General features: G+C 63.7%; 15 protein-coding genes. 7 read left to right on the forward strand and 8 right to left on the reverse strand.

The genetic code is table 11. The features are described from left to right. Positions 1 to 699, reverse strand: a complete 699-nt coding sequence (locus P9236_RS02430) for a fumarylacetoacetate hydrolase family protein (RefSeq protein ID WP_278072996.1) — start codon at positions 697 to 699, stop codon at positions 1 to 3. A 206-nt stretch (positions 700 to 905) separates the two neighbouring features. On the opposite strand from P9236_RS02430, the gene P9236_RS02435 reads away from it, so the two are divergent. Further along, positions 906 to 1,589: a response regulator transcription factor gene (locus P9236_RS02435; RefSeq protein WP_278072997.1), complete on the forward strand. Its 684-nt coding sequence runs from the start codon at positions 906 to 908 to the stop codon at positions 1,587 to 1,589. Between the two features lie 9 nt (positions 1,590 to 1,598). Here the strand turns inward: P9236_RS02435 and P9236_RS02440 are convergent, their stop codons facing one another. Together P9236_RS02440 and P9236_RS02445 are read right to left on the reverse strand one after the other, a co-directional pair. Then, on the reverse strand, positions 1,599 to 2,939 hold the full coding sequence (locus P9236_RS02440) for a hybrid sensor histidine kinase/response regulator (protein ID WP_278072998.1): 1,341 nt from the start codon (positions 2,937 to 2,939) through the stop codon (positions 1,599 to 1,601). Between the two features lie 6 nt (positions 2,940 to 2,945). Continuing rightward, positions 2,946 to 4,472 (reverse strand): FIST signal transduction protein, encoded by a 1,527-nt coding sequence (locus P9236_RS02445; protein ID WP_278072999.1) that lies wholly within the window; start codon positions 4,470 to 4,472, stop codon positions 2,946 to 2,948. Between P9236_RS02445 and P9236_RS02450 the strand changes: the two genes are divergently transcribed. The 4 genes from P9236_RS02450 to P9236_RS02465 all read left to right on the forward strand — a co-directional run bounded on the left by P9236_RS02450 (position 4,398) and on the right by P9236_RS02465 (position 9,494). Beyond that, positions 4,398 to 4,898 (forward strand): (2Fe-2S)-binding protein, encoded by a 501-nt coding sequence (locus tag P9236_RS02450; RefSeq protein WP_278073000.1) that lies wholly within the window; start codon positions 4,398 to 4,400, stop codon positions 4,896 to 4,898. The genes P9236_RS02445 and P9236_RS02450 overlap by 75 nt on opposite strands. Before the next feature lie 112 nt (positions 4,899 to 5,010). Next, the gene (locus P9236_RS02455; RefSeq protein ID WP_278073001.1) at positions 5,011 to 7,359 is read left to right on the forward strand and encodes a xanthine dehydrogenase family protein molybdopterin-binding subunit; all 2,349 of its coding nucleotides are present in this window, start codon (positions 5,011 to 5,013) and stop codon (positions 7,357 to 7,359) included. Positions 7,360 to 7,474: 115 nt separating this feature from the next. Continuing rightward, the gene (locus P9236_RS02460; RefSeq protein ID WP_278073002.1) at positions 7,475 to 8,272 is read left to right on the forward strand and encodes a xanthine dehydrogenase family protein subunit M; all 798 of its coding nucleotides are present in this window, start codon (positions 7,475 to 7,477) and stop codon (positions 8,270 to 8,272) included. A 199-nt stretch (positions 8,273 to 8,471) separates the two neighbouring features. Then, on the forward strand, positions 8,472 to 9,494 hold the full coding sequence (locus tag P9236_RS02465) for an acyltransferase (RefSeq protein ID WP_278073003.1): 1,023 nt from the start codon (positions 8,472 to 8,474) through the stop codon (positions 9,492 to 9,494). A gap of 77 nt (positions 9,495 to 9,571) precedes the next feature. Here P9236_RS02465 and P9236_RS02470 read toward each other — a convergent pair whose 3' ends face one another. The 3 genes from P9236_RS02470 to P9236_RS02480 form a co-directional block, all read right to left on the reverse strand. Next, a complete protein-coding gene (locus P9236_RS02470; protein WP_278073004.1) occupies positions 9,572 to 10,060 on the reverse strand; it encodes an SRPBCC family protein in 489 nt (162 codons plus the stop codon). 68 nt (positions 10,061 to 10,128) lie between these two features. Beyond that, positions 10,129 to 10,641 carry a GNAT family N-acetyltransferase gene (locus tag P9236_RS02475; RefSeq protein ID WP_278073005.1) on the reverse strand — a complete coding sequence of 171 codons (513 nt, stop codon included), beginning with the start codon at positions 10,639 to 10,641 and terminating at the stop codon, positions 10,129 to 10,131. Beyond that, positions 10,641 to 11,402 carry a copper homeostasis protein CutC gene (locus P9236_RS02480; RefSeq protein ID WP_278073006.1) on the reverse strand — a complete coding sequence of 254 codons (762 nt, stop codon included), beginning with the start codon at positions 11,400 to 11,402 and terminating at the stop codon, positions 10,641 to 10,643. The genes P9236_RS02475 and P9236_RS02480 overlap by 1 nt, the downstream gene beginning before the upstream one ends. A gap of 234 nt (positions 11,403 to 11,636) precedes the next feature. Between P9236_RS02480 and P9236_RS02485 the strand changes: the two genes are divergently transcribed. Continuing rightward, entirely contained in the window at positions 11,637 to 12,092 is a 456-nt protein-coding gene (locus P9236_RS02485; protein ID WP_278073007.1) for a carboxymuconolactone decarboxylase family protein, read from the forward strand. A 64-nt stretch (positions 12,093 to 12,156) separates the two neighbouring features. Here P9236_RS02485 and P9236_RS02490 read toward each other — a convergent pair whose 3' ends face one another. Beyond that, entirely contained in the window at positions 12,157 to 12,588 is a 432-nt protein-coding gene (locus tag P9236_RS02490; protein ID WP_278073008.1) for a cupin domain-containing protein, read from the reverse strand. Positions 12,589 to 12,876: 288 nt separating this feature from the next. Here P9236_RS02490 and P9236_RS02495 point away from each other — a divergent pair, with 288 nt between their 5' ends. Next, entirely contained in the window at positions 12,877 to 13,479 is a 603-nt protein-coding gene (locus P9236_RS02495; protein WP_278073009.1) for a hypothetical protein, read from the forward strand. 168 nt (positions 13,480 to 13,647) lie between these two features. On the opposite strand, the gene P9236_RS02500 is transcribed toward P9236_RS02495, so the two are convergent. Further along, on the reverse strand, positions 13,648 to 15,384 hold the full coding sequence (locus P9236_RS02500) for a hypothetical protein (protein WP_278073010.1): 1,737 nt from the start codon (positions 15,382 to 15,384) through the stop codon (positions 13,648 to 13,650). Positions 15,385 to 16,549: the final 1,165 nt, after the last annotated feature.

Genomic DNA, 16,549 nt, shown 5'->3' on the forward strand with positions numbered 1-16,549 from the left:
TCAGGGTCTCGGCTGGCCGATGGCCACCTCTATGGCGCCTATGCCGTCGACGCCGCCGGTGATCCTGTCGCCCGCCCGAACCGCGCCGACGCCGGCCGGCGTGCCGGTGAAGATCAGGTCGCCTGGCCGAAGCTCGACCGCCTCGCTGCAGATCGAGACGACATCGGCGACCGGCCAGATCAACTCAGCCAGGTCGCCGTCCTGTTTCACGTCACCGTTGACAGCGAGCCAGATGCGGCCCTTTTCGGGATGGCCCGACTTCGCCACCGGAAGCAGGGGACCGCAGGGCGCGGACAGGTCGAAGGCCTTCGACCAGTCCCAGGGGCGAGCCGCCCTCTTCGCCTGGTCCTGCAGGTCGCGGCGGGTCAAGTCGACGCCGACGCCGTAACCCCAGACATGGGCAAGCGCCTCGGCGCGGGCAATACGAAACCCAGCCTTGCCGATCGCCACGACCAGCTCGATCTCGTGGTGGAGATTGGCGGTCAAAGGCGGGTAGGGGATCTCGACGCCGCTGTCGACCACCGCGTCGGCCGGCTTGGTGAAGAAGAAAGGCGGGTCGCGCTCGTCATTGCCGAGCTCGCGCGCATGCGCCGCGTAGTTGCGGCCGACGCAGAAGATGCGGCGCACCGCAAACCGTTCCGCCGAGCCGGCGACGGCAACCGAAGCAATCGCTGGCGGTGGAAGGACGAATTCTGGCACGGGCTGCCTCTGTGTTGGCATGAATCGTCCGCACCTTCGGCCGATTTCGACGGGCGGGCAAGGCTCTATGACCTCGAACACATCGGCCCTGTCGTTTCAGTGACAATGCCGTGTAGTTGGGCGATATACTATTTGCCAATAAGCTGACCATGGTCAGGGGACTATCCTGTGCCCGACAAAACCGAACCAATGCCCGAACTTATGCAATGACCGCCGTCAACGAGCGCGCCCGCTTCCTGATCATTGACGACCATCCGCTGTTTCGCGAGGCGCTGCATAGCGCCGTGCAGATGGCCTATCCGGATGTCGACACCGTCGAGGCGCGCTCGATCACCGAAGCGATCGAGCTTCTCGCCGACGCAAAGCCATTCGACTTGGCGCTGCTCGACTTGAGCATGCCCGACGTGCACGGCTTCGAAGGGCTGCTGCAGCTCAGGACCCGTTATCCGCGCCTGCCGGTGGTGATCGTTTCGGGCTATGAGGAACCCAAGATCATCTCCGAGGCGCTTTCCTACGGCGCCGCGGGTTTCATCCCGAAATCGGCAAGGAAAAGCGATCTCGCCGCCGCCATCCGCTCGGTGATGGACGGCGCGGTCTATGTGCCGGAAAATTACGAAGGCCAGTCGCCGGACGCCGACAGCACCGACCGCGCCGACATGGTGCAGCGGCTGGCGACGCTGACGCCGCAGCAACTGAGGGTTCTGCAGATGCTGCGCCAGGGCATGCTCAACAAGCAGATCGCCTATGAGCTGCAGGTGGGCGAGACCACGGTCAAGGCACACGTCTCGGAGATCTTGCGCAAGCTCAATGTCTACAGCCGCACGCAGGCGGTGATCGAGGTGTCGAAGCTGGACAATGCGGAGCTGTTCAGGGATCAGACCGGGTTTTGAACGTAGTTTCTAAGCGAGCAAATGCGCCAACAGCGCGCGCAGTTGCGCGGGCTTCAGAGGTTTGCGCATGAGCTCGATGCCTGCGGCGCGGGCGGCCTTGGCAACGAGCTCCGAGCCGTCGGCGGTAACGATCAGCGCCGGCACGGGCCGCCCGAGATAGTCGCGCACTTCGGCGATGGTTGCGGTGCCGAGATCGCCACCGTCGAGATGCTGGTCGGCGATGACGATGTCGGGCACCCAGTCGGTATCGCCGATCAGGTCGAGAGCGTCGTCGGTCGAGGTGGCGGCACGTACCAGGCACTGCCAGCGCTCGAGCAGCGAGGTCATGGCGCTCAGCACGTCGGTGTCGTTCTCGACCAGCAGCACCTTGGTGCCGAACAGGCCGTAGCCGCGCGGCCGCTCCATGTCGGCGGCGCCTGCGGCCGGCTCGGCTGCGGCGCTCATGCCGACCGGCACGTCGATGTGGAAGATCGTGCCGCGCCCGACCTTTGAGGAGAAGGTGACGGGGTGGCCGAGCGCGGCCGCCATGCGGCGCACGATCGCCAGGCCGAGGCCCAGCCCGCCCGCAAGTCCTGCCTCGGTAAGGGTCGAGATGCCGCGATGGAATTCCTCGAACACCGCCTCGCGCTGGTCGTCGGGAATGCCGCAGCCGGTGTCGGCGACGTCGATGCGGATGATGTCGCCTCGATGCCTGGTGCCGACCAGCACGCCGCCGGAGCGGGTGTAGCGCAGCGCGTTGGAGAGGATGTTCTGCAGGATACGGCGCAGCAACGTACGGTCGGAACGCACGACGACATTGACCGGCCGGAATTTCAGCGACAGGCCCTTGTTCTGCGCCTCAGGCAGGAAATCCGAGCGCAGCGAGGAAAACAGCGCCTCCAGGCTGACGTCGACGATTTCCGGCTGCACCACGCCGGCGTCGAGCTTGGAGATGTCGAGCAGCGTGCGCAGCAGGTCTTCCATCGTCTCCAGCGAGCGCTCCACCTGCCGCACCAGTTTCTTGCCTTCCTCGCTGGTCTGCACTTCGGCGAGCGCCGAGACCGACAGGTGCGCGGCGTTGAGCGGTTGCAGCACGTCGTGGCTGGCAGCGGCGAGGAACCTGGTCTTGGAAAGATTCGCCAGCTCGGCGTTTTCCTTTGCCGCGCTAAGCTCGATGTTCGACCGCTCGAGCCGGCGCAGCGTCGTATGCAACTCCTCGGTGCGGGTGCGCACCTGGTTCTCCAGCGAGATCGCGGTCTGGAATAAAGAGAAGGCGTTGACCTGCTGGTCCATCGAGCGTTCGACGCGGCTGACGAGAGCGGCGTTGATCTTCTTCAGCTTCTCGAGGTCGTCGATATCGCGAAGCGGCATGGCGGTTCACTCGGCCGCCCGACGCTCACCAAAGGCGATGCCGGTGAAGGTCTGGTTGAGATGCATCGAGCGGTACTGCTCGCCATAGGTGCCGAAGCCGATGACGTTGTTGGTCCGGTAGAGCTCGGAAATATCGCGGAAGACCTGGCGGTTGCGCGCGTCGAGCCGGCGCAGCACGCAGTCGAAGCCAAGCACCATGTCGATACCGCCGAGCTTGCGCTCGACATCCAGCAAGGCGGCGCGCGTCGCTTCGACCATGTTCTTGGGCTGGGCGATGGACAGAACGACGCCGTCGTCAATGGCGCAGAAGAAGGACAGCGAGCCATCGGCATGCATCCGCTGGATCGAGCGGCAGTAATATTCGCCGCCCACCTTCACCACGACAGGGTGCGAGGCAAAACTTAAGGGCGTCAGCATCTGCGGCATGATGCCGACGGAGGCGGCATATTCCTCCGCGGCGTTGGTGGCGTTGAATTCGCGCACGATGCGGTGGTCGGGATCAGATTGAGTGACCACCAGCTTCTCGTCGGTGGGAATGAAATTGTCGGTCTTGAAGACGTGGAAGGGAATCTCGGTCGCGATCAGCACGACGATGGCGCTGTCGGAAGCGACCTTGCCGTTCGAGATCAGACTGGTGGTCTCGAATTTCAGGTTATCGCCGGCCGAACCGCCGATCAGCGGAATGTCGTCCAATCCCCAGTGGATGGCCGAGGTCACCGCTTCCTCTGCATAGGACAGCCCGTCGATAAAGCAGAGCGCGAAAGTGTCCTTGGCCCGCCCGTGCCCGACACGGTCGCGCAACGAACGTCTCAGCGCGGCAACCTCGCCGGTAATCCGGTCCATGCTCGACGAAGAGAGGTTGTCGACCATGATGCTTGCCGTAGAAAAGGACGCGGTAGGAAGCAGCAGTGCTAGGACGTGGCCTTCCTCGAGGCCTTGAGGGGTGATTTCACCGGCGGTCGAGCAGCCGGCGTAGTCAAGGGAGGGTGCATGTGTTTTGAGTGCTTCCGACAGGGCGGCCGCATCGACGAGGCTTTGGGAAAAGAAAAGCAGCGCAAAGCCGGCGTCCATGGCCGCGGCCTCCGTCGCGACCATCCGGGCGAACGCGTTCGCGTCGGGCTCATCCGTGGTGAGCGCCGAAAGGCCGCAAGCATAGCGCGTCCGTGAACTGGCCAGCGACTTCCTCCCTGCATTTCCTCCGACGCTTTTTTGTGTGCGTTCAGCGCGCTTGCGTCGAAAGGCATTGTTGTCTTCAACCGCCATTTTGGCAATGGGCGGGCCTCGTGCTGCGTGACCGAAAGTACAATATGCGGAGTTCCGGACGAACTGCATTCTCGCAGCGTGGCGCTTTGGGGGCACTTCTTCCGGTGCATTATACGGTATAGGAATAGCGGATAGCCGGGGCAGCCGGGCAATAACCCGCGCCGGGACTACCAAGGTAATACCTAGGGAGGATTCATGTCGGACATATCGTTGATGGTGAACGGAAAGCGAGTCAGCGGCGTTGCCGAAGACCGAACGCTTCTGGTTCATTTCTTGCGGGAGAATCTCGGTCTCACCGGGACGCATGTCGGTTGCGACACCTCGCAATGCGGGGCCTGCGTCGTGATTGTCGACGGCAAGGCGGTGAAGTCCTGCACGATGCTCGCGGCGCAGGCCTCGGGTTCGAGCGTCGTGACGATCGAGGGACTGGCCAACGGCGCCGACCTGCACCCGGTGCAGGCAGCCTTCAAGGAGCACCACGGTCTGCAATGCGGCTTCTGCACGCCGGGCATGATCATGGCGGCGACAGACATGATCGCCCGCCACCCGCAAGGCCTCGACGAGGCCACGGTGCGCGCCGAGCTCGACGGCAATATCTGCCGCTGCACCGGCTACCACAACATCGTCAAGGCAATCCTCGCCGCATCGCAAGCGATGGCGAAGGGATCGAAGGGCAAGGCGAAGCAGGCGGCCTAGGTGGTGAATGGTCAATGGTGAATAGTGAATGGAGCCGCTGCTGGCTCTTCCTCTTTCGACCATTCACCATTTCACAATTCACCATTCACACTGACTTCCGGAGGAATTTCTAATGGGTATCGAAGGTGTCGGCGCCCGCGTGGCGCGCAAGGAAGACAAGAGGTTCATCACCGGTGGCGGCCGCTATGTCGACGACATGGTAGTTCCCGGCATGAAGCATGCCGTGTTCGTGCGAAGCCCGCACGCGCATGCCGAGATCAAGAAGATCAACGTGAAGAACGCGCAGGCGATGCCGGGCGTCGTCGGCGTTCTGACCGGCAAGGAGCTCAAGGCCGACGGGATCGGCAATCTCATCTGTGGCTGGATGATCCACTCCAAGGACGGCACGCCGATGAAGATGGGCGCCTGGTCGCCGCTCGCGGTCGACAAGGTGCGCTATGTCGGCGACGCCGTCGTGATCGTCATCGCCGATACCAAGGGCCAGGCGCGCGACGCCGCGGAAGCGGTCGAAATCACTTACAAGGAACTGAAGGCGGTGGTCGAGGCGACCAAGGCGCTCGAAAAGGGCGCACCACAGGTCCACGCCGAGGCCGAGAACAACCTCATCTTCGACTGGGAACTCGGCGACGGCAAGGCAACGGACGCCGCAATCAAGTCGGCCGCCCACGTCACGCGCATGAAGATCGTCAACAACCGGCTGGTGCCGAACGCGATGGAACCACGCGCGGCTCTGGGCCACTATGACAAGGCCGAGGACCACTATACCTGCTGGACGACCTCACAGAACCCACATGTCGCGCGGCTGGTGCTGAGCGCCTTCTACAATGTCGCACCGGAAAACAAGCTTCGGGTGATCGCGCCGGACGTAGGCGGCGGCTTCGGCTCCAAGATCTATATCTATCCGGAGGAGATCGTCTGTCTCTGGGCGTCGAAGAAGACTGGGGTTCCAGTCAAATGGGTAGCCGACCGCACCGAAAGCTTCCTCTCCGACGCGCATGGCCGCGACCATGTCTCGACGGTGGAGATGGGTTTCGACAAGGACAACCGGATCACCGGCCTCAAGGTCGACACAATAGCCAATCTCGGCGCCTACATGTCGCTGTTCTCGTCCTGCGTGCCGACCTACCTCTATGCCACGCTGCTGTCGGGCCAGTACGACATCCCGGCGATCCACGCCAATGTGCGCGCCGTCTACACCAACACGGCACCCGTCGACGCCTATCGCGGGGCGGGGCGGCCGGAGGCCACCTATGTCCTCGAGCGCATGATGGAGACCGCCGCGCGCGAGCTCGGCGTGTCGCCGGCGGAGTTGAGGCGCAAGAACTTCATCACATCGTTCCCGCACCAGACGCCGGTGATCATGAACTACGACGCCGGCGACTATGGAGCCTCTCTCGACGCGGCGATGAAGTCCGCCGACTATGCCGGCTTCGCCAAGCGCAAGGCGGATGCCGCCAAGCAGGGCAAGCTGCGCGGCATCGGCATGAGCTGCTACATCGAGGCTTGCGGCCTCGCGCCGTCGGCGGCGGTCGGTTCGCTCGGCGCCGGCGTCGGTCTGTGGGAATCGGCGGAAGTGCGCGTCAATGCGGTCGGCACGATCGAGGTGCTGACCGGCTCGCACAGCCATGGCCAGGGCCACGAGACGACCTTCGCGCAGCTGGTCAACCAGCGCTTCGGCGTGCCGATCGATTCGATCTCGATCGTCCATGGCGACACCGACAAGGTGCAGATGGGCATGGGCACTTACGGCTCGCGTTCGGGCGCCGTCGGCATGTCGGCCGTCGCCAAGGCGCTCGACAAGGTCGAGGCCAAGGCCAAGAAGATCGCGGCGCATCTGCTCGAGGCGGATGAAGGCGACATCGTCATCGAGAATGGCGAGGTCAAGGTCGCCGGCACCGACAAGAGCCTGCCCTGGTTCCAGGTGGCGCTTGCCTCCTATACCGCCCACAACCTGCCCGCCGGCATGGAGCCGGGTCTTAAGGAAACGGCCTTCTACGATCCGTCCAACTTCACCTTCCCGGCCGGCTGCTACATTTGCGAGGTCGAGATCGATCCGGAAACCGGCCTGACGGAAATCGTCCAGTTCGTCGCTGCCGACGATTTCGGCAACATCATCAATCCGATGATCGTCGAGGGGCAGGTGCATGGCGGCATCGCGCAGGGCGTCGGCCAGGCGCTGCTCGAAGGAGCGCATTATGACGCCAGCGGCCAGCTTTTGACGGCAAGCTACATGGACTACACGATGCCGCGCGCCGGCGACCTGCCGTCGTTCAAGGTCTCGACCTCGAACACGCCATGTCCCGGCAATCCGCTCGGCGTCAAAGGCTGCGGCGAGGCCGGCGCCATCGGTTCGCCGCCGGCGGTGATCAACGCCATCACAGATGCGCTCGGCGTCGTCGATATCGCCATGCCGGCGTCGCCGTCGACCGTGTGGTCGGCGATCCGCGCCAAGAAACACTGAAAGAGCGAACAGCGAATAGGGAGTAGCGAATAGAGGAAAGGCGCGATGCGAAGGGATGGGTCCTATTCGCTATTCGCTACTCCCTATTCGCTCTTTCCCGAAGGGAGGAAGACAAATGTACTCAGTCAACTACCATCGCGCCGCCTCGGTCTCCGACGCCGCCAAGCTGTTGAAGAGCGGCGATGCCAAGCTGCTCTCCGGCGGCATGACGCTGATCCCCGCCATGAAGACGCGGCTTGCAGCGCCCTCCGACCTTGTCGACGTGTCGAGGCTGAAAGAGCTGCAGGGCGTCAAGGTGTCCGGCAAGACGGTCACCATCGGTGCTGCGACGACGCATTACGACGTCTCTGCCGACGAGAAGCTGAAGAAGGCCTGCCCGGCGCTCGCGCAGTTGGCCTCGCTGATCGGCGACCCGGCGGTGCGCTACAAGGGCACGATCGGCGGCTCGATCGCCAACAACGATCCGGCGGCCGACTATCCGGCGGCGTTGCTGGCGCTGGGGGCGACCATCGTCACCAACAAGCGCGAGATCGCCGCCGACAAGTTCTTTAAGGGTCTGTTCGAAACAGCGCTGAAGGACGGCGAGATCATCACGGCGGTGACCTTCAACGCGCCCGCCAAGGCCGCATACGAAAAATTCCGCAACCCGGCCTCGCGCTACGCGATCGTCGGGGTGTTCGTGACCAAGGGCAAGGACGGGGTGAGGGCAGCGGTGACCGGCGCCGGCGACGACGGCGTCTTCCGCTCCAAGGAAATCGAGGCGGCGCTGGCGAAGAATTTCGACGCCTCGGCGCTCGGCGGTCTCAAAGTGCCGGCAAAGGGCCTGATGAGCGATATCCACGCCTCCGCCGACTATCGCGCCAATCTGATCGCGGTGATGGCCAAGCGCGCGGTGGCCGCGGCCAACGCCTGAACGCTCCCGGCCTGGCTGAAGGAAGGGGCCGTCGCGGCCCCTTTTTTCTTTCATATTTGCGGCTACTTGGCGGGAATTGCCTGAGAATTCGCGACTTCGCACTTGCACAAGATTATCCCGCGATGGAAAATTAGATACGACGGCAAGCGGTTCCGGGTGCAGCTATCGATGCCGGCGCTTCGAGTTGCGAGGGACGGGCATGACCGGTATCTCCGCAGCGCCTGTCGTCCTGCCCCAGGCCATAGTCGACAACGCGGCGCGGACGAGGCTTGCTTGTCTCGACGGCTGGCGCGGACTGTCGATCGCGCTGGTTCTGATCGGGCACTTCTTTCCAGTTCCCGGCATCAATCTCGGCGTTCTGGGTGTCGAGTTCTTCTTCGTGCTCAGCGGCCGGTTGATGGGCGAGATCCTGTTCATCGAGCACTTTCCGCTGAAGAAATTCTTCAAGCGCCGCTTCTCGCGCATCTATCCCGCGCTGCTCGTGTTCGTGATTGCCGCCATGACCGGCCTTGCCGGCACCTTTATCGCCTTCAAATGGAAGGCGGCGCTGACGGCGCTCACCTTCACCTATAACTACGCGGGCATTCTCGTGAACCGCGCCGGCGCGCTCGACCACATCTGGTCGCTCTGCGTCGAGGAGCATTCGTACATCCTGCTCGCGCTGATTAGCGTGGTGGTTTCCGGCCGTGCGAACGTCGTGCGGCTGCTTGTGGGGCTGTCGCTGCTGGCGATGGCCAACGGCGCTGTCTCCTACTGGTTTTTCGGCATGGACTACGAGACCAGCTACTGGCGCACCGACGTGCATATCGCCTCGATCCTGCTTTCGGCGGCGATCTGCCTGCTCAAGGCCGATGGCCGCCTGCCTGCATTCCTGAGGAATCAGCATGTGGCGCTCGCGGCGGCCGCGGGCGCGGTCCTGCTGTTCCTCGATCCGGTACCGACGCCCGTGCATTATCTACTGGGCGTGCCGCTGCTCGCGCTCGCCGTCAACACGCTCGACTTCGCCGGTGGCTACCCGACCGGATTGCTGTCATCGCGGCCGATGGTGATGCTGGGGCTGTGGTCCTACTCGCTCTATCTCTGGCAGCAGCCCTTCTACAAATTCGTCTATGATCGGGACGTCACACCGATCCCGATGCTGGCCGCGGTCTTCGCCTGCGCGCTGGCAAGCTACTACATCGTCGAAAAACCCGCCCGCGGCTGGCTCAACCGCAATTGGTGAGTTTAGAGCCCATCCATCCCGATAAATCGGGATCGTTTCCGAAAACCGGATTCCCTCTTTCGGGATCATGCTCCAGGTCAAGCCGCCTTGCCGTTCTTCCGCGCGGCGAGATAGCGCCGAAGCCCGGCTTCGCCGCGCGGCGTGGTCCAGCGGTGGTTCCAGGCGAAGGCCGGCCTGAGCAGGGGCGCGAGGAGTTTGAGGATCGGCCTTTCCACGATAACCTGCCAAGTGAGCTTCACATGCGTGCCGGTTCCGGACGGCGACAGTTCGGCCCGCCACAGGCCGTCGAAATCGCCGAAGGTCTTCACCACTACCAGCCTGCCCGGCTCGAGCTCGGCGGCCTCGATGATGAAGTTCAGCTCGTAGGGCAGGGCGCCTCGCGCCCTGGCTCTCGCCCGCGATCCGACGACGCCCTTGCCTTTTTTGTCCAGCGGCTCGACTTCCTTGTAGGCATCGCCCCACCAGAGCGGTAGCAATTCGGCGTCGGACAAAACGTCCCACACTTCCTGCGGCGTCCCTTCCGGAATGTTCCAGCTCTCGTCGAAACGGAAGACGTTGCTCGGCATGATGTCGCGCCCTCAAGCCAGCGGAACGACTACGTTAGCTGCGGCTTGTTTTGGTGGCTAGTAGCCGCTCAGCTGGCGACGGGTTTGGCGTAGTAGCGCACCGACTTCTTGCCACCGTGGATCACGGCATCGCCCACCTCGGCGAAGCCGAGCGCGGCGTGGAAGGCATCCGAGGCAGGGTTCGGCGGATCGGCATTGACCTCGCAGGTAACGATCGTGTGGCTGGCGCGCCGGACATGCTCGAACAGATCCTCGTAGAGGCGGCGCGCATGGCCGCGGCCGCGCGCTTCGGCGGCGACCACCACCCGGTCGACATAGACGAAGCGCCGATAGCGCTCGCGGAACCACACAAAATTCGGGCTGTCGTAGCGGGCGTCCTGATCGAAGCACATGATGAAAGCTTCGAGCGCGCCGATGCGGCGCGTGTAGAATGCCTGTCCGATCAGGAACGACAACCGGTCCGGCTCCAACCAGGACAATTCGGCGGCATGCTCGTTGTTGAGAACGAGAATGGCGGCCTCGTCGGCGGGGGAGACGCGTTCGATCGGCAGCCTATCCTGCGACATAGTCAGTTCCGGCATCAGGCCCTCGCAGCCGCGATCGTTGCCGCCACCAGGGCCTCGTCGGTCACCGTATTGCGGTATTCGCGATCGAGATCGTTGCCGCCCATGCCGACATGCGGATTGCGATAGCGCATGGCGCTCGGCACGTCGGTGAGAGCGGCGAAATGCATTTCTCGCAACCCGGTTCGCTTGCCGACTTCGCCTATGTTGTCGGGCGCCAGCGCGCCGCAACCGAGGATGATGATGCGTTTGTCGGCCTGGCGAACGAGCCGCGCCAGCAGGGTGACGCCTTCCAGCGCCGTATCGCGCTGGCCGCTGGTCAGCACACGGCCGACCTTGCAGCGGATCAGCGCTTCGAGTGCCTCGGCCGGATCACGCGTCATGTCGAAGGCGCGATGGCAGGTGACGTTGAGCGGGCCGGCAGCGCGCACCAGTTCGCTCATGCGCGCCTCGTCGATGGCGCCGTCGGCGGTCAGGCAGCCAACGACGACGCCCGCCACGCCAAGGTCGCGCAGGGCCTCAACGTCGGCGAGCATCGACCGGTATTCGGCCTCGCTGTAGAGAAAATCGCCGCCGCGCGGACGCACGATGACATGGAATGGGATGGTCGCGCGTTCGAGCGCGGCGCGCACCGTGCCGAGGCTCGGTGTGATGCCGCCTTCGACCAGGCCGGCGCAGAGCTCGACCCGGTCGGCGCCGGCGGCCTGCGCGGCAAGCAGTCCGTCAATGCCTTCGACGCAGATTTCGATCAGGGGTTTTGGGGCGTCGGTCACCGGCATCCATCCATTGAAGAGAAGCGCAGCCCTAGCATCGGGGCGACTGCGGCGAAAGCCGCATCGATCGGTCCAGCCCGAGCGATCGCTTTCCGCTTCCCGGGTCCATTCGACGTCGCTTGACAACCAATAACTGTCTAGTTATGGATAATTCATAACTGCAAAGTTATAAGTAAGCCCGGAGTCGCCGTAGATGGACCTGGTGCACAGCGTCGGCCGTGAGGCCAAAGGAGAAAGATCATGGAAGCCAGATTGAAGAACCCGGTGATGCTCATCCCCGGCGCCCTGCAGGCGCTGCTGGCGCTGGACAAGTCGACCGAGGCCGCCGAGCTGCCCTATGTGACGCGCAAGCTCGTCCATCTGCGCGCCAGCCAGATCAACGCCTGCAGCGTCTGCGTCGACATGCATGCGCGCGAGCTCAAGAAGGCCGGCGAGAAGGACGAGCGGATCTTTGCCGTATCCGCTTGGCGAGAAACGCCCTACTTCACCGGCGCGGAGCGCGCGGCCCTGGCGCTGGCGGAGGCCGCGACGCGATTGGCCGACCGCTCGGACGCCGTGCCCGACGACGTCTGGGACGAGGCAGCTCGCCACTATGACGACAAAGCGCTTGCCGCGCTGGTGATCCAGATCGCGCTGATCAACGCCTTCAACCGTCTGAACGCGCCGACCCGGCAGCCGGTGGGAACCTGGGGCTGACATGGATGATCGGGCATCCGCCTTGGGGCGGCGCCCGACCGCGGACAGCCGAGCCGTTGCCTGGCTACTGCTTCAAGATCGTATTCTTGGCGCCTTGTTCGACCTGGTCGATCACCAGGAGCTTCACCGGATCGGTGCCGATATTGGTGGCCTGGTGCCATTGCCCGATCATCTCGACGATGAAATCGCCGGTCTTGTACGTGTTGCTGCTGCCGGTCTCGACATTGGTGACCTTGAGCGTGCCTGCCTCGACATAGGCGTAACGCGGGAAGGGGTGCTTGTGGACCGGGAGCGTCGCGCCGGGCGCGATCTGATAGGCTGAAACCTGAACATCGACATTCTTCTGCGGCAGCGTGATCGACTGGCCGGAAGCGGTCGTCGTCTTGGACGCCAGTGGCGTCACGACGACAGGTGTTGCGGAACTGTCCAGCGCGTTGGCGGTGCTTGAAGAAAGCGCTGCCGCCAGGAGCAGCGCCGATGCCAGGATATTGCGCACGATTTCCTCCCAAAATGGTCGGCAAGATCGCGCAGACGTCATCCGCGCGCAAGTGGGAGGCGGCATGATCAGATCGTACCCAAGCCCTTCTGGTGATCCTTGGCGGTGCCTGCCATCGCACGCGCCAGGTTCTTGATACACGGGATTCATCCCCTAGTTATTCCGTGGGCGCCGTAGTCGCGGATTGCTTGGGAGCGACGGTTGCGACGTTCTAACCGCATGTCGCGGAAGGACGGCCGAGCCGACGCAGCTTTGGAGGCTCCCGTGCGTCGATCCCCTCGATCCAGCTTGGCATATTTCGCATTCGCTTGCTCGATTGCGATGGCTTGCGCGGGGCCAGCAGCCGGCGGCCCGCGCGGCGGAGAGCATGACGTTGGCGACCATCAAGGCGACGGCGAAGGTCATGACGCTGGCGGCAATCATGACGAAGGCGGCAACAGCGGCCCGCACAAAGGACCTGCCGGCGATCCCGTCGGCGATAACAGCAGTCTCCCGTCGAACGATCCACCGCCGAGCGATGGCGGGATCAGCACCGCTACCACTGTCGACCCGCCCGCAGGCGGCGGACATTCGCTCGACCTGCCGCTCGCCCTGCAGCCTCCCGAAGACAGCACAGTTCCACCAGCGGTTCATCCAATCGAAGTGCTGCCGGGCGTCCCGGATAAAGTCGTTCGCGCCTGTCATGACGCGGTCGTGCAGGCCGCCGCCTCGTTCGGTGCGACCAGTGTGCGCGTCAGCAGCGCAGGTTCCATGCACCAGTTGGGCTCACATACGATCTCGGCCCCGATTCAGGTCAGCATCGACTATGTGCACGACGGCCGCGTGGAGACGCGTCAGGCACCGATCGGGTGCGAATTGAACGCGAAAGGCAGCGTGATCGGGCTGACGTAGCGCATAGCGCAGGACACTTCACCGACGAAGTCGAATTCATCCCGCTGTTTTCCAGGGGGATACCACGTCTTGATCTCTCCTGCCTCTGCTGTTGCGAGAGGTGCGCAATGATCTCAAGGATCTCAAGAATCAGAGCCTTCACCGTTGGCCCGCGCGGTCGTCTAGAACTCAGTCCAATGTCGAGTAGCTTGGCCGGAGGGAAAACGGAAGCGTGATGGTACGCACGCGGATTACCCGCGACGAGTTGCGAACCTTGTTGCGCGCAGTCTTCTGGCTGACAGCCTTCACCTTGCCTGCGCCGGCCGATGCGCGGCCAGAGCGCGGCTTCAGCGGCGGATCAATCTGTGCTTGGCGGCTTTCGGCCCTGAGCTTGTCATTATCCGCGCGCACTGCGGCCAGCTCGCGGGCGAGAGAAACAGTCGCTTCACGTTGGTTGTCCAGAGCCTGCTTGAGCCTGATGGCTGCCTGCCCCAAAAGATCTCGGGCTGCGTCGCGCTCGAGGCGGGCTTTGTCGAGGTCCTCATGGGCCGAAACCGCCGAAGCGCGGTCGTGTTCCAGGGCCTGCGCCGTCTCGGTCGCTGCCTGCTCGGCATGCTCTCTCGCCGAGACCGCGCTGGCTCGTTCTTGTACAGCTGCGTCGCGCTCGAGGCGGGCCTTGTCGAGGTCCTCATGGGCCGAGACTGCTGAGGCGCGTTCTCGCTCCAGAGCCTGCGCCGTCTCGGTTGCAGCCTGCTCGGCATGCTCTCTGGCTGAGACAGCCTTGGCTCGCTCCTGGTCAGCCGCGTTGCGCTCGAGGCGGGCTTTGTCGAGGTCCTTCTGGGCCGAGACCGCTGAGGCGCGTTCTCGTGCCAGGGCCTGCGCCGCCTCGGCCGCAGTCTGCTCGGCACGCTCTCTGGCTGAGACAGCCTTGGCTCGCTCCTGGTCAGCCGCGTCGCGCTCCAGGCGGGCTTTGTCGAGGTCCTTCTGGGTCGAGGCTGCTGAAGCACGTTCTCGTGCCAGGACCTGCGCCGCCTCGGCCGCAGTCTGCTCGGCACGCTCTGTTGCTGAGACAGCGTTGGCTCGCTCCTGTTCAGCCGCGTCGCGCTCGACGCGAGCTTTGTTGAGGTCCTCTCGGAGCGAGGCTGTTGAAGCGCGTTCTCGTGCGAGGGCCTGCGCCGTCTCAGCCGCAGTTTGCTCAACCTGTTCCCGCGCTGTGGCTGCACCGGTCCGTTCCCGCTCGGCCGTGTCCGCGACCGCGGCCTTGGACAGCTCCATTTCGGCTATGTCGTTACGAAGGTCCTTCGATTTCCGGCGCTCCTCGTCAAGCATTCCGCTCGCTTGCGCCTGCGAAGCCTCGGCCTTGGCGCGATCCTGAGCGGCCTTGGCCTCAAGCTGTTCAATTTGCGCCCGCGCTTGCGACAGATCGCGCGCCATCCGTTCGGTTTGCTGACGCTCCAGGCGAGCAGCGGGCATTTGTATAAAGACGTAGTTGAGGGTCTGGCCCGCCAGCGCGCGGGCGTCTTGCGCAATTCGCCGCAATGCATCGAGCGTGCGGGCTGCCGCGAGTTCGTTGCGCAAACGCTCCTCGCTGGCTTTGCCGGCGGCTGCCATGCCTGTCTTCAGCGCATCGACCTGCTTGCGCGACTCGAAGAGCGCGCTCTGCAGGGAGGCGCTCCTGGCGCGCTCTTCTTCCACAGCCTGGTGCTCCTGGCCGGCCAATTCCCTCGCAGCGGATGCCTGAGCAAGAGCTGCATCGACTTGTGCCTTGGCGGCCGTAGGCTCCGGTCCAGGCAATTCGACATTCGTGCGCCCATCTTCCTGGGCTGGGTTACGCATATCCAACGCAGCACTGGCCGGAAGCTCGGAGGGGCGCGAAGGATCGGGATGGTCCAGGACCTGCGAAATCACGGAGACGTTCTCGACCAAGTTTTGTCTCGTCATCGCATAACCGAGCGGCACGGCCAGACAGATTGCGGCAACGCCCAGGCGCAACGCGACACTCGTCGGCCTGTGAACGCGGGGAGGCGGGGCCATAGCGAAGCTGGTCGCCGAAGCGAAAGCATTGGGCTGCACCCCAGGCGGGCTCTCGCCTGCCTCGGACGTCGTGTCGAAATCGAAATACTCGTTTCGCAACCCGGACTGCCGATCGTCGAGATCATCCTGAGGTCTGCCATCAGGGGCCGGGGGCACGGCAGCCTGGGAAGCAGGCTTGGCTGCAAGGTCGGCTGGGCGGTCCCAAGCCCAAGAAGCCTCATCGAGGGGAGTAATCCTGCTTTCGCTCAGATACGCATTTGGTTTCGCGTGACGCCGTCGCATCGCGATGAGGATACGGCGGAGTACGAGACAGACGCCTATCAAGACAAATATCGTCATCCCGCCCAGGAGGGCGAGATCCGTGTTATCTGCGTAAATTCCGGCAAGATGATTTGACATCGCAGTGCCTGTGCGGTCTTCGGTGTAATTTAATTTCGTGAGGCTTTGTGTGCGTCCTCGCCTTGGTGCTGGCTAAAGCTTCTGCCTGCCCTCGAAGCTGTCGCTGCTTCGGGCTCCCAGTGCCGTGCGAATTCGTCATTGCATCGCACAGCATAGGACATGCGCCGACAGAGGCCCGCGCCGATTATTTTTGCCTGAAACGAAACTAGAAAACGCCGTGACTGCCGATTGTCGGCGGCCGAGGACGTGCAGAACTCCGAGAAACCGGCCCGCACCTCGCCATCGTCAATGTCCCGAGAGCTCTCCCACGGTGCGTGCCATGCCGCCATTTCGGAGTCTGGATGGTCCATCGTGAGGGTAAGCTAGGTCACGGACCCTAGCGGTCAACCATCTCGGCAGCATTTCGGCCATGCGAAACGGCCATGATGCCTGCTCTTCGCGGCGGGACTGAGTCCATTCAGGGGCCTATCTCTCCCCATGGCGTCTTAGTTCCTCGTCGGCGCCATGTGCTGAAAAGAAGACTCGCCGGGCGAGGGAACCCCAACACCTCAAGCCCGGCGAGAGGTTACTTCCTGATCCCCGATCAGGACCGATGGGAGGAGCACCGGCAATCTCTTCGATGCAAGACCGGTGCCAGCATTTTGGTCCGGAAACGAAA

It is taken from the genome of Mesorhizobium sp. WSM4884 (genome assembly GCF_029625675.1).
GTDB lineage: Bacteria > Pseudomonadota > Alphaproteobacteria > Rhizobiales > Rhizobiaceae > Mesorhizobium.

Coding starts and splice junctions, on each gene's coding strand:
- P9236_RS02485 (WP_278073007.1), top strand. CDS start 11,637: ATGGAAGCCAGATTGAAGAACCCGGTGATGCTCATCCCCGGCGCCCTG.
- P9236_RS02450 (WP_278073000.1), top strand. CDS start 4,398: ATGTCGGACATATCGTTGATGGTGAACGGAAAGCGAGTCAGCGGCGTT.
- P9236_RS02480 (WP_278073006.1), bottom strand. CDS start 11,402: ATGCCGGTGACCGACGCCCCAAAACCCCTGATCGAAATCTGCGTCGAA.
- P9236_RS02475 (WP_278073005.1), bottom strand. CDS start 10,641: ATGCCGGAACTGACTATGTCGCAGGATAGGCTGCCGATCGAACGCGTC.
- P9236_RS02460 (WP_278073002.1), top strand. CDS start 7,475: ATGTACTCAGTCAACTACCATCGCGCCGCCTCGGTCTCCGACGCCGCC.
- P9236_RS02470 (WP_278073004.1), bottom strand. CDS start 10,060: ATGCCGAGCAACGTCTTCCGTTTCGACGAGAGCTGGAACATTCCGGAA.
- P9236_RS02465 (WP_278073003.1), top strand. CDS start 8,472: ATGACCGGTATCTCCGCAGCGCCTGTCGTCCTGCCCCAGGCCATAGTC.
- P9236_RS02440 (WP_278072998.1), bottom strand. CDS start 2,939: ATGCCGCTTCGCGATATCGACGACCTCGAGAAGCTGAAGAAGATCAAC.
- P9236_RS02455 (WP_278073001.1), top strand. CDS start 5,011: ATGGGTATCGAAGGTGTCGGCGCCCGCGTGGCGCGCAAGGAAGACAAG.
- P9236_RS02445 (WP_278072999.1), bottom strand. CDS start 4,472: ATGAACCAGAAGCGTTCGGTCTTCGGCAACGCCGCTGACTCGCTTTCC.
- P9236_RS02435 (WP_278072997.1), top strand. CDS start 906: ATGACCGCCGTCAACGAGCGCGCCCGCTTCCTGATCATTGACGACCAT.